We start from the raw sequence: 13,682 nt of genomic DNA on the forward strand, positions 1-13,682 counted from the left end.
GCAGGCCTGTCGCTGGCGCAGACCCTGAGGCTCGTTGTGCTCAGCCCCTGTTTTTCTTTGCACAGTGCAGGCTGCAGTCGCCGTGCTTGCCAACGCTCAAGATGTCATCTTACGAAGCGTCCTCTCTGCTTCGCGATTGCGCCTCTCATTCAGCCCGCGCGCCGGAGCGTTCGCTTATCGAGCATTCGCTCAGCCCGAATGCGATTAGGCGTCGCCAGATGTCCGGCAATGTATTCCGCATGCCGACGGACGACCACGTCGACCTCAGCATGCTCCTCCAGCTTTTCGAGTGCATACGCCCGGGTCGTGTCCAGCAACCGGTAATGTGCCTGCGCTTCGTCGACCCGAGTTGCTATCAAGGACTTCTCGACCAAGCCGGCGATTGCGTCAAAAATTTCTCCGGCGTCTTCGCCAGGTTCGCCCGCGACGTGCCGTGCGCCCTCCAGGGTGAAATGGCCGACGAAAGGAGCAATGCGTCGCAGAACAATCCTCTCTGCGTCGGACAGCAGATCGTAGCTCCAATCCAGTGTCGCCCTAAGAGTCCGATGCCTGGGAACTGCCGTCCGATGGCTTAGTTTCAGCAATTCCGGCTGAGACACCAAGCGGGAAACGGTGTCTTTGAGGCCGAGTGCAGCAACCTGACCCGCTGCCAACTCAATTGCCAACGGCATGCCATCCAGCTTTCGGCACATTTCTGCAACAAGCGGCGCCTCTTCGTCGGTGAGAACGACACCTCCTGCCCTTGCCGCCACTCGCCGTACAAACAACTGCACTGCCGGATATCGAAGCAAGGCATTTGCCGTCAGCTCTGAGCCGTCTGTTGGAGAATCAAGGGGAAGCACCCGGCAACAATTCTCGCCCTCGACTTTCAGCAACTCGCGACTTGTGGTCAAAAGATAGACCTGCTGCGTTTCTTGGTAGAGCTGTTCGGCAATCAAGGCGACCGCCTCGATCACATGCTCACAGCTGTCGAGAATAATAAGAAGCTTTCGAGACCGAACCAGGTCGACCAGCTCCAAAACAGGATCGGTCGATTTAAGTGAGATTCCCAGAGACGTCGCGACAGCCCCCGCAACCTGGTGCGGATCGGTGAGGCTTTCCAGATCAACGAAATAGATCTCGCTGCCAAATTCCTCCGTCACGGCGCGGCCAACGGCCAAGGCAATCGTCGTCTTGCCGATGCCGCCGGGGCCGAGCAGCGTTACGAAACGCTCATTTCGAAGCTTGCTGCTAACCTCGCTGACCACGGTATCGCGTCCGATCATCATGATCGGTCGCACCGGAAGCCTGCCTTGGTAGTTGGACTTGGCATTCCGGCTTTCCCTGGCGCCTCCGAGGGCGACCACTGCGCCGACGAACGAGTAGCCCCGCCCCTTTACGTTCGTGATGTATCGGTTGCCGAACTGGCCGTCACCAAGCGCTTTGCGGATCGCGGCCACATGGACCCGGAGGTTCCCCTCCTCCACGGTCACGCCCGGCCAGACGTGGTCGATCAACTCCTGCTTTGCGATCACCTTACCCGGACGTTCGACAAGGTAGATCAGGATGTCGAGGGCCCTGCTGCCGAGGGGTAGCGCCACGCCGTCGCGCTGAAGCACCCTCTCTTTGCTCGAAAGCTCAAAGGGGCCAAACAGCAGATCTCCACGAAGCTCATCGTCAGCCATGGTTTTTGGCACGGGCTAGGGCGCTTTTGCTGGATGTTCAACGATCCGCGAGAAACCCAAGCGTGCGTTCTTGTTAGACATGCTTGCTTTTCGGCTTCACGCGCGGACCTGAAGGGATCAGCACGCGGCGGTCGGCATGCGAGCTGCATACAACCGACGATGCATGGCGCTTCCCTCTCGCTAACAGAGATCGTACACTTTCACCGTTGCTTGCATCCCCCGAATGGGGGGAGGACCGACGTGGTTAGGGGGAGTCCTTGATCCAGCCGCACTCCAGCCATCTGTCTCATGGAACGGGCACCTTGCCCGGCGGAGCACAGCTGCCATTCCTCGCGACAAAGATCCTGCCGGCACGATTTGTCGGGCTGGTCGCACGTTCCCGGCTCAACGTCATCTTGTCCGAGCTCCCGGCCAAGCGACTTGGCGTCATCAAGGCGCCGGCGGGCTTCGGCAAGAGCTCACTAGCAGCCAGTTGGGCCGAGACGCTCGAGCAAGACGGTAATGCCGTTGGGTGGCTGACGATAGATCCAGACGACGACGAGGCCACGCGGTTTCTATTTTACGTCTCTCACGCCCTGCACCGGGCCTGTCCGGACGTCGGTGCCAGCGCGATCGGGCTGATCCTGGAAAACAACCTGATCGACCCAACGGCGATCCTGTCGAGCCTAATCAACGATCTGGCAGAGATAGAAGACGACGTTTATCTGTTTCTCGAGGACTATCACTGGGTCAGCGCGTCTCGCATCCATCAGACCGTCGCCTATTTTCTGAAGCACGCACCGTCCCATTGTCATGTGGTGCTTACGACACGCACCGAACCTCCCCTGCCGCTCGCGACCTTGCGAGCCCAGAACCAATTGATCGAGATTGATGCCGAGGCCCTGCGGTTCGATATGCAGGAGACACAGGCGTTTCTGGACGGCACCAAACCTGGTATTCTGGAATTCCCCGATGTGCAACTCTTACAGCGCAAGACCGAAGGGTGGCCCGCCGCCCTGCGAATTATCTCAGCCATGCCGTCGCAGTCCGGATCCGGCCTGAAGGAGTATGTTCACAAGCTCTCCGGTTCGCAGCGTCCAATTGCCGCCTACCTGACGGAGATGCTGGATGGGCTTCCGGTCGAATTGGTCGACTTCATGCTGCGTACGGCAGTTCTTGATCGGCTCTCCGGTCCACTCTGCGAGGCTGTGACAGGTCTGAGCGCGAGCCGCACAATCCTGGCATCGATTGCGCAGCGCCAAATGCTGCTCACGCCGCTTGACAATGATGGAGTCTGGTTTCGCTATCACACGCTGCTTGCCGAATATCTGAGACAGCGGCTAGAGGCGGACCGTGGCATTGAAGTTCCTGAACTGCACGGGCGTGCGGCGCTTTGGTATGCCTCCCACGAATTGTGGACTGAAGCGGTCCAGCACGCGATTGCAGCCGGCGCTCCGCACCGCGCGATCGGCTGGATCAACAATTGCGCGATGGCTTTGATCAAGAGAGGCGATCTCTTCACCTTGCTGGAATGGCAGCGCCAATTTCCTGACGAGCTCATGCGAGGTCAGTGCGAGGTCCGGTTGGCGATCGCCTGGGGATTGGCGCTCGCGCTTCGTTTTGACGAGGCCCTAAATCTCGCAACCGACATCGAAGGCGATATCGCCGCAACGCCTCTGCCGGATGGCAATCTGCTGTGCGAATGCCAGGCGATCCGCTCTGTTGCTATCGCGCTGAAGGATGACAGCGAAGGCGCGCTGCCTCTGGCACAGGATTGCATGAACCGATCATCCGATCCCTGGACCGCGAATGTTGCTTCAAACGTCGTTCGCTTCAGCTATATGAAGACGGGCAACCTCAAGCAATTCCATGCGACACCATGGATACCCTATTCGGTCGAGGAGGATCGCAGGAACGTATTTGCCTCGGTGTATCGACACTGCCTGAACGGGCTTGCAGAGGAGCGGCAGATACGTCTCGCAGCGGCAGACGAGCACTACCGCGAAGGCTTGCGGATAGCCGAGCAGGATGTCGGGCCGAATTCGATTGCCGCGGCCTTGCCGGCAAGCCTGATCGCGCGAATCAAATACGAGCAAGGCCAGCTCGATGAGGCGGAAGCCTGGGTCATCGATCGCGTCCCGCTGATCAACTCGGGGACCATGCTCGATTGCGTGTGGAGCACCTATTTCGTGATCTCCCGGGTCGCCGCCGCGCGGATGAACTTTGAACGGGCCCGCACTCTGCTGGAGCGAGCTGAAAATCTGGGCGTCGCGCGGGATTGGGGCAGGCTCTCGGCCGGCGTGATCGCGGAGCAGGCGCGGCTCTACCTTAACGATGGCCGGCTGGATGAAGCCGCCGCATGCGTTGATCGCCTGGAACGCCTTGCGCGGAAATACCCCGCACCGAGGCCTAGCGCCTGGTCGGAGATTGAGTGGTACCACAAATTGGCCGGCGCTCATTTGCTGGGCCAGCAGGATCGTCCAGACGAAGCCATTTCGATCCTGCAACAGTTGCGACGAGAAGCCGAAGCAATGCAGCACCGTCAATTCCTGATGTGCATTGCGATCCACCTGTCGGCAGTTCAGCTCAGTGCGGGCAAGGCCGCGGAGGCGGTAAGCCGCTTTCGCCGTGTGCTTGCCGCGTGCGCGCAGGCCGGTCTTTACCAGACCGTTCTAGACGAAGGGCCCGTCATTTCCGAGCTTCTCCGGGCAACCCGGGAGGCAGGAAACGTCAAAGCGGATATGATCCCCTACGTCGATCGCCTCGCGGCGGGTCTGCAGCGAGTACGACAAGATCGTTCGGCACCGAGCTCAAGTGCCCGAATTCTCGCCTCATTGAGTCATCGCGAGACTGACATTCTCACGCTGGTCGCGGATGGATTGTCCAACAAGGAAATCGCCCGGAGCCTTGTTATCGGTCCCGAGACCGTGAAGTCGCACCTCAAGAGCGTTTTCACCAAGCTGGGTGTGGAAAGACGCGCGCAGGCCGTATCCCGTGCACAGACCCTGGGCATTGTCACCACGCAGTGAAGTTTCGCCTCCTTCAACCGGCTTGCAGCTCACGAACGCTCGCCTGTTCGAGCATTCGCCTCGCCAACACAAGATCCGGCGTTCCGAAACCTTCAGCAAAGCGCCCGTAAATGAGGCCAATGAGATCATGGGCTCTTCCGGTTTGACCCCGATCAATCCAAAGCCGCGCAAGCTCCAATCCTGCCCGCAGTTCGAACGAAAGGGCGGATTGTTGCCGTGCCAGAGTCATCGCCTCCTCGAAACACTCCAGCGCCCGATCACTCTGTTCGGATTCCCCACACATCAAAGCCACGCCTTTCGCCAAAAACAGGGCTGGAAGGTGAAGAGGCCTCTTCAATCTAAGCTGCGTTGCTATCGAGCCGTCGATGAGAGCCAACGCTTCCGGGCGCTCGTTTTGTTTTGCCAGACAGACCGCCAGTTCGGATACAAAATCTGTCACAAGCATTTCGTATCGTTGAGTCCGCAGCTTCTCCAAACCGTTCCGCAGATGCCATATGCCGTCCGCCGATCGGCCGATGCGAATCAGATAGCGTCCCCTAAGTCCCGCGGCGACCGCACGAAATGGCTCCAACGAATACTTCTCCGCAGTGACCTCGAGCGCGGAGAGCCTCCGTTCGACCTGCTCTAACTCGTCGATCCAGAAATGGAGAGGCATCGTCAAAATAAGGGCTCGACACAGAGCGATCGGATGATCCGCTCTCTCTGCTTCCTCGATGGTTCTTTCAGCATAACCGGCGGCCCTATCGAGATTGCCAGCAAACCAATGCGACCGGGTAAGGTTGAATAGCGACGTGGTGCGCAGATCAAACAGATATTGAGTTGCGTTGAACCGCCGGGACGCCGATGACCCCCGCAGGGCTCGCTCGAGGTATTTTGGCGCGCGGACGTGGTCCGCCCGCATATAATAGGCGGCTCCCAGCATCGAATCGGCAAGCGCTGCATCTTCCGGATTTCCTGTCTTGTTCGCGACAGATTCCGCGCGTAGCGCAACTTCAAGACTGCCCGCCACGTCCATCGTACGATGAAGATACATCGACAGCCCGCTGAGAAGACGCAGTTGCTGGTAGGCATCCTCGCGACGCTTTGCGAACGCCAGCGCTGTGTTGAAGGCATCGCGAACCCTTTCACTGTTCCCGGTAGTGAACATCAGCGACAACGCAAGCGAAGCGTGGATTTCCATCTGGTCCTGCGGGTCGCAGTCCGCGGCAATCCTACCGATCGCCTTCTCCATCCAATCCCGGCACTCCACGAAAAGCGACCTGGCCAGAAACGACTGCGCGGCCGCGGCCGCCATTCGTATAGCCGCGCCATCGCTTCCATCGGGGCCAAAGCTCCATTCAAGCGCGGCACGGACATCTCCAAGATAGTGCTGCATCGCGCCTGCCAGGGATTGTCCGGGCTCCAGATCGAAAACATTGCCCCGGTTGTCTTCCAATGACCGGCTCAAATAGCCCGCGTGATGCGCCGCCATGGAATTATGTTCGCCGCTCGCAGCGAGTTTCTCCAATGCATAGGAGCGCGTCGTACCGAGCAATCGGTAGAGCATCCGCCGGTAGCTGGGCCACGCCACTATGAGCGATTTGTTGACAAGATTCTCCACCGCGCTTGCAATTTCGGACCTGTCAATTCCTCCCTGCTCCGCAACCGCAACCAACGCTTCCAATGAAAAGTGCCCGACGAAGATCGCGACACGTCGCAGTACAACTCGTTCCGCCTCGGACAAGTGATCGTGGCTCCAGTCCAGCGTCGCTGCGAGTGTCTGATGCCGTGGATTGGCCGTTCGGCGGCCGAACTTCAGAAGATCGAGACGCGAACCCAATCTTGCCACGGTATTGCTGACGCCAAAGACGGCCGCTCTTCCGGCGGCGAGCTCGATGGCGAGCGCAATGCCGTCGAGCTTGCGGCAAATTTCGGCAACCATGGGGGCTTCGTCGTCACTGAGCGTAAAGTTGCCCCGGCGAGCACTGACGCGCTCGGCGAACAATCGTGCTGCCGGATAGGCAAGCACTTCCAATGCAGTCAGCCCCGGCTGCTCTGGTGGGCACTCCAGTGGACAAAGACGAAGTACGCGTTCGCCAGAAACGCGCAACGCCTCCCTGCTGGTCGCGAGTACGTAGATGCCGCGGGTATTCTGTAGAATATGGTCCGATATCTCCGCGGCCTTCGCGATCAGATGCTCGCAACTATCGAGAATGATAAGCATTCTGCGAGGGCGCAGAAAGGTCACCAATGCCTCCCTTGGATCGACCAACTGCGAATCGAGCCCGACCACGGAAGCGATGGCGCCAATGACATGCTGCTCGTTGCTTACGGTTGAAAGGTCGATAAAGACAACGGCGTCAAAAAAGTCGGCCAACGCCCCGTGTCCAGTTGCCAGAGCAACCGTTGTCTTGCCTGTTCCGCCGGCACCCACAATTGTAATCAGGCGCTGGTCCGTCTGGAGCCAAGCCTGCATCTCACGAACAACATTTTCACGGCCGACCATGCGGCCCAGCGCGGGCGGCAGGTTGGACAATCCCGAAGATGCCTCACCTCTGCCATGGTCCGCCGGAAGGCGCTTGACCGGTGCGATAAAGCTATAGCCGTGGCCCTGGATATTTGCGATGTACTTGTCACCGAACTGACCGTCGCGCAGCGTCTTGCGCAGTGCCGCCAGATGAACGCGAAGACTACCTTCGTCGACCGATACATCAGGCCATGCCCTCGCGATCAGTTCGGCCTTTCCAACAACTTCGCCGGCCTTTTCGAGAAGAGCAATCAGGATGTCATAGGCCCTTCCACCCAGGGGAATGACCTCGTTCGCCTTGCTGAGAGAGCGCTCGGCGACATTCAGCTCGAATGGACCAAACCGAAGCCGGATTGCACCCGGTGAGCCAATTTGTTGAACCGACATAACCCATTCCGCCAAGAGCCTCGACGATTCGGTCGTTGCACCGTTCGTCCTCGGTCTTGAGCAAATATACCCCCAGCCCATCAAGGGTTACCCGAAACCTCCTCCAGCAACAAGCTCAGTGCATCGAATTGGCGGCGCCATCGTGCAAATGTGAAACGGTCAATACCTGCTTGGCCAACCGTAGATCGACGGTCTCAAGGCCTTCTCGGAATTTTGCGTGCGTGAGTTGCAGGGCCTGCCGTGCGCGTTCCTTTCGCTCGGCCGAATTTTCCGCAATAGCCAAGCTGGTCGCGGCCCTAAGCTCCCACGACAAGCTGGCTTGGCTAGCTGATAGTTCGAGCGCAGACAAAAAATACTGCCTGGCAACTGCAAGCCCCTCGTCGTTATGAAGGGCCAGTTCGCCTCTGATGCGGCGCAATTCAGCAGCGGACCACTGCGCCTCGTCAAGATCGATCTTGGCCCGTTCGAAGACAGCAAATCCCAGCCGTGGGTGACCCGCGGCGGCCGTACATCTTGCAAACTCTGCTTGCAGGATCCAATTGAACACTCCGTATCGCGCCGCAGACAACTTCTCCAAACCGCGGTACAGCGTCGCCGAAGCTGTATCGCCCCCACCCCGTCTGACGCTGCAGAGAGCCTGCATGCTGAGGCCGAAGCCGTGATAGCTCTCCACCGCGTATTTGCCGGCGTGGTCGACGAGTTCGTTCGCAAGCGATTCTGTCTCGGGATCGTCCGGACTAGTCAGATACGTGTTAAAGCTTGCCCAGGCCAGCGCCACGCAGAGCGGTACCGCGTGGTCTAGTTGGCGAGCCTCAGCTATCGACGTCAGTTTAAGGCGCCGCGCCTGATCAGGACATCCCCGGAGCCAGGTCAGGTTGGCCAATACGGCCAAGGCGTCGACTTTCCGATCGTAGCCAAACCGCTTGATGAGAGACCGCCGAGACGCTTCATCATCGCGATGCAGAGACGATTCAAAGTAAGCTTCGGCCTGCAATATTCGTCCAGTGTGATGGTAGGTCACGCCCCGCATGTAATTGGCCGTTGCGATCGCGCCACGATCGTCGCTCATATCAGCGACATCGCCGCAGCGATCTGCCAATTCTTTTGCCTCGGAATAACGAGGAAGCCGTATTTGGTGGGCCCACAGAACAAGCAGAGAATCGAGCTGGCATTCTGTGTCGTTAAGACACTCGGCAAGAACGCGCGCTTTCGCCCAGCTTGCATATGACTCTTCTGTCATACCATCGGTGAACATCATGCAACTGGCGAGTGCGGACTGAATGACCATTTCTTGACGCGAGCCGGTACTCGCATCGTCGAGCCGACTGATGGCTTTCGTCATCCACTCCCGACATTCGGTAAGTAGGGCCATTGCCATCCAGGTGCTTGCCGAAGCGGCGGCAAGTTCAATGCCAATTTTCGAATCGCCTTGGACCGAGAAAGCCCAGTTCAGAGCCGCTCTGACATTGCCGACCTCGTCCTCAAGCGCCTGGAGCCTCTCAGGAATGTCCATTGAAACGCCTTGTTTGAACAATTCAATGAAGTAGAGCGCGTGCCGCCGGCGCCAACCAACTTCCTCGCCGCTTTCCGCGAACCGTTGTGATGCAAAGGCATGAGTGGTGTCGAGTAAGCGCAGCCTTGCGCCCTGTCCCTGTGCGGCAATCATCGATTTCGAGCGGAGCTCCCAGATGCAATCCGAGACGTTTGCTTCATCTATCGTTCCGTCGGCGACAACAGCGACCGCCGCTTCGAACGTAAACCCACCAGCGAAAACACTGAGCCGGCTTAGTATGCGCTTTTCTCTCAAGCCAAGCAGGTCATAGCTCCATTCCAGCGCGGCGTTCAAGGTCTGGTGCTTGGGCGGCGCCGTTCTACGCCCCACCCATGACAGATTTAGCCGGTCGTCGAGCAAGCTTGCGGTCTTACTGAGGCCAAATATGTCAATTCTTCCGGCTGCCAGTTCGATTGCCAATGGAATTCCATCGAGCCGCCGGCAGATTCTTGCTGCAATCGGCGCATCGGCATCTGTTAGCTCGAAGTCACCACGTACGGCCCGCGCGCGATCGATCAGCAGTTGGACCGCGGGATATTGCAGGACGTCATGTGCCGACAAAGTGCTGTCTTCCCCAGGGCATGCGAGCGCGCAGAGTTCATAGACATGTTCACCTTCAACTCGCATCGCCTCCCGACTCGTCGCGAGCAAATGAAGTGTCGGGACGCGGCAAATCAGTTCTTCCGCCACAGCCGACACTTCGTCGATAAGGTGTTCGCAACAGTCTAGAAGGATGAGCGTTGGCCTTCCCTGCAGCCGATCGATCAGAGCCGGTACGACATTGTTTGTTTGCACCGAAACGCCTAGTGCTGCGGCCATTGCTGGAGCGACGAACGAGGCGCCACCGAGAGCACTCAGGTCGACAAAATAGATTTGGCTAGGGAAAGTGGCGCTCATTTCGTGAGCAACCGCCACCGCTACCGTGGTCTTGCCGATCCCGCCGGGACCGACGATCGTCACAAATTTCTGCTCGGCCAGCTTCATTTGGATCGCGGCGAGCGCCTCTCTTCGTCCGAGCATCCGGACCAGGCGCGCAGGCAATCGGGACCTCGAAGATGGACTTATATCCCCGGACATTGGCGAGGAAAGTGACGTTACCGGTACGACGAAGCTGTATCCCCGCCCTGGCACGTTCGCGATATAGCGCCTGCCTGGATCGCTCCGATTGAGCGCCTTGCGTAGCGCCGAGATATGAACGCGCAGGCTGACCTGTTCAACTCCGCCCTTCGGCCAAACCCGCTCGATCAGGGTTCTCCTACCGACGACCTTGTTTGCTTGCTCCGCCAGGACAATGAGGAGGTCCATGGCGCGCGCGCCGAGCGGCACGACATTTGCGCCATTCGTCAAAATCCGGCCTCCGACCGACAGTTCGAAAGGGCCGAAGCTCAGCATTTTGTCTTGCTGGTCGCTCATGGGATATTTCCGTCCAAGCCGGTTCTTGAGCCGCCCTCGCCAGGAACGCCGCGCTCCCGTCGCCAGTTGGCCGGACTTTGACCAAAGGCCTGTCTGAAGAGCCTGCATAGATGTGCCTGATCCGAAAATCCTACGCTCAAGGCTATCTCACTGAGTGGTGCCGCGCTGGTCATCATCAGGTGGCAAGCTCTTTCCAGACGCCTTCTCACTACGTAGGCATGTGGCGATTCGCCGACGGCCAGTTTGAATTTTCGAGAGAAGTGCGCCTTGCTTCGTCGCGCGATCCCACTGAGATCCCCGATGTGAATCGTACGGTGTAAGTTGCTATCAATGTAAGCTCGCACGCGGACGATCTGCCAAGCCGCCAGACCGCCCCTGCTGGCGCCGTTAGCGCCTGAACAACGGTCGATCTCTGCTTGCAGGATGTGGGATGCCGTGACCAGCGACGCCTTGGCAGCCTCCTGATCGCGCCCCAACTCTCTCCTTGCAGTTTCAAGCAGCTTGGCCACGCTATTCGCAATGAGGTGGAATTGCTGACCGTCTGCAAGGGAATACTCTGTTGCGGCGGTTTGAAGTCCTTCCATGGACACTCCTCAACGTCTATCCGAGCCTTCGGATCGACGGGAAGAGTGCAGTAAGGAGCGCCTCTTGGCTCGTTAATCAGCGTTATGGAAGGTTAATCTTGCTTCGTACCACGAAACGGATTTGTCATTCTATATGAGATACTTACATCTCATCGAACCTGACTTCGCAGCATTCAGAACACCGCCTCACCGCAAGACGCTCCGGCCGAGGCTCTCTGCGCGACGGAGGTACCGTGGAGACCTCTCCGCGAGCGAGGGACTTGGCGCTTCCCCGTTTAGGGCCGAAATGGTTTCAGTCACCTACGAGCCCCCGATCCTCTAATATCTCCAGATCGCTAACCGAGTAAGAAAGTGAGTAACGAAACCCGGACCCGATCCTCTTCGGCGCGAGCGCGTCGAGTTCTTCGCCGTTCGCTTTCGGAAAGTTAAGTTCGCCCTTCCCGATCCAAGCGCCGGCAACGGTAAGATTATCGGTGATCGACATCGCCAGCTCGTTGACCGCAGGCTTGTCCTGGTAGCCGGCCGCCAGTCTCGGGAAGTATCGCAGCAAGACCGTGGGGCGACGGAAGAGAGACAGTCCGTTTTCAGCCGGCCGGTGCAAGGTAACGCAGGCTTCCGCAAGACGCTCACCATGCGCCGAAAGGCTGGCGCCAAAGCGGCTGCCCGACGTGACGGGGGCCGCGGCAGGGCCTAAGGCCGCAAAGGAGCGCGTCTGAAAAATGCTACCCATCTTCTTTGGAAAGCCCTGCGTCCAACCGCGCGCCAGCGCGGCGTCATTGTCGACATAAATGTATGGACACCACATAACCCGCACGTCGCGATACATGGCGTCAACCAAAACAAATGCCTCGCGATATTGATAACGGGCGGGCTCAAGATATTCATCGTCCTGGGCGGTGAATTGCCAATCCAGGAACATCATGACGGCGTGACCGCTTGAGTTCGGATCCGGGGAAAGACCATTCGGCAAAGTCGCGGCCGTCGCGTCTCCGTCCGTCCAGAATTCGACACCAACGGCATCGCCGGCATAGTGCCAGGGTGGTGGCGGGGTTAGAGCGGCTTGGCCGAATGGCGACTTCGGAACTGTAAAGCCCTTGAGCATTCCCGTGTCCTGCGCGTCACTTTCGTCAGGGAGGTTACCGAAACCGCCCATAACTGATTTGATTGAAGTGTGTCGGCTTGTTCATTCCTGCCGCAATCCCGAACGCAACTTAGTGCGATCATTACGATTGCTAGGGAGTCAGATCTGCCAGAATCTCGATATCGGTGACGGAATAGGAGAACGAGAACCGATATCCGCGTCCTACCCTGACTGGCCCCAGCACTTCCAATTCCTCGCCATACGCTTCCGGGAAATCGAGCTCACCCTCGCCAATCCAGATGTTTGTGGTCAGCAAATGGTCCGAAACGGATCGAACAAGTTCATCCACGGCTGGCCTATCATGCATGCCCGCTGAGACCCGTGGGAGATATCGTCGTCCGACAATTCTGCGATCGAGCAAGCCAACAAGACGCTCCGCTCTTTCACGCAAGGTAACACGGGCTTGCACCAACAACCGACCATGAGCCGACATGCAGGCTGAGAACCTGCTATCGTGGGCGAGCGGCGCCGACGCCACGCCCATCGTGGGAAACGAGCGGGTCTGGTGTACGGCGCCGAACTTTCTTGGATAGCCCTGGATCCAACCTCTCATCAAGGCAGCGTCGTTGTCGACATAACAATATGGACACCACGCTATTCGTGTGCCCTGCCACATCGCGTCTAGGAGGACGCTGAATCCGCGACATTGGTATCTGGCAGGATCGAGATATTCATCGCCCTGCGCGGTGAACTGGTAGTCTGTGAAGAGCGCGACTGAGTGACCTGGACATTTCTCGTCGAGTTGGACGCCAGTCGGAAGGATGTCGACCGATACATCGGGATCATTCCAGAACTCAACCGCCAGAACGTCACCAGCGAAATGCCACGGGGGCGACGGGACCAATGCAGCAGCGCCCCGCGGGGACCTCGGAGCCGTGAATCCCTTGAGCATGTCCTCGCCCCGCCAGCAATCCGCATTAAGCGCATCATTTCGTACCCAAGGTTAGCGTTGGCGTCGACTCCAAAGCTTGGACAAACGTGTAATAGCTTGATGATTCGTGCTTACCCGATGTCGATACAAACCAGTTGAACCGAACAACCACGTATTGCCAAATCCTGCGCAAGTCGCTTCCAGGAAGACGGAGGGCCGCAGCGGGGTCGAAAACTACAAACTCTGATGTCTTGCGACCGCGGTCGTGTGCGTCCCTGTGCTTGCGCTCGCAATTGCTTGGCCTGCCCCTTCGTTCTCACAGGGGACACCGGAACAGCGTTTGGCATGCACGCCCGACGGGTTGATACTTTGCAGTGCGTTCATCTGCAATGCGGACGACATAACGGCTTGTCTCAGAGAGCGCAGCTCCGAACTCAGCGATGCTTGCAGGCAGGTGATCCAGGTGGACGTCACGCAAATGTCCGGCGCTAGAGATACTAATAGCGCTCGCAAACGCACCACACGACAGACTGATCGTTAGACGTCCAGTCCCATT

Annotated in this window: 7 protein-coding genes; 1 reads left to right on the plus strand and 6 read right to left on the minus strand. The window is 58.5% G+C overall.

The window, feature by feature from the left end:
* Positions 1-149: 149 nt before the first annotated feature.
* A complete protein-coding gene (locus B5V03_RS32105) occupies positions 150-1,664 on the minus strand; it encodes an ATP-binding protein (RefSeq protein ID WP_129274401.1) in 1,515 nt (504 codons plus the stop codon).
* Positions 1,665-1,921: 257 nt separating this feature from the next.
* On the opposite strand from B5V03_RS32105, the gene B5V03_RS32110 reads away from it, so the two are divergent.
* On the plus strand, positions 1,922-4,672 hold the full coding sequence (locus B5V03_RS32110; RefSeq protein ID WP_129274402.1) for a LuxR C-terminal-related transcriptional regulator: 2,751 nt from the start codon (positions 1,922-1,924) through the stop codon (positions 4,670-4,672).
* Between the two features lie 13 nt (positions 4,673-4,685).
* Here the strand turns inward: B5V03_RS32110 and B5V03_RS32115 are convergent, their stop codons facing one another.
* The 5 genes from B5V03_RS32115 to B5V03_RS32135 all read right to left on the minus strand — a co-directional run bounded on the left by B5V03_RS32115 (position 4,686) and on the right by B5V03_RS32135 (position 13,147).
* A complete protein-coding gene (locus B5V03_RS32115; protein ID WP_164988429.1) occupies positions 4,686-7,565 on the minus strand; it encodes an ATP-binding protein in 2,880 nt (959 codons plus the stop codon).
* A gap of 115 nt (positions 7,566-7,680) precedes the next feature.
* The gene (locus B5V03_RS32120) at positions 7,681-10,530 is read right to left on the minus strand and encodes an ATP-binding protein (RefSeq protein WP_164988430.1); all 2,850 of its coding nucleotides are present in this window, start codon (positions 10,528-10,530) and stop codon (positions 7,681-7,683) included.
* Positions 10,527-11,114 (minus strand): helix-turn-helix domain-containing protein, encoded by a 588-nt coding sequence (locus B5V03_RS32125; protein WP_129274405.1) that lies wholly within the window; start codon positions 11,112-11,114, stop codon positions 10,527-10,529. Before B5V03_RS32125 ends, B5V03_RS32120 begins: the two co-directional genes overlap by 4 nt.
* Before the next feature lie 292 nt (positions 11,115-11,406).
* Entirely contained in the window at positions 11,407-12,216 is an 810-nt protein-coding gene (locus tag B5V03_RS32130; RefSeq protein ID WP_129274406.1) for an acetoacetate decarboxylase family protein, read from the minus strand.
* 130 nt (positions 12,217-12,346) lie between these two features.
* Positions 12,347-13,147: an acetoacetate decarboxylase family protein gene (locus tag B5V03_RS32135; protein WP_129274407.1), complete on the minus strand. Its 801-nt coding sequence runs from the start codon at positions 13,145-13,147 to the stop codon at positions 12,347-12,349.
* Positions 13,148-13,682 lie beyond the last annotated feature (535 nt).

Source organism: Bradyrhizobium betae (genome assembly GCF_004123905.1).
In the GTDB taxonomy this organism is placed as follows: domain Bacteria; phylum Pseudomonadota; class Alphaproteobacteria; order Rhizobiales; family Xanthobacteraceae; genus Bradyrhizobium; species Bradyrhizobium betae_A.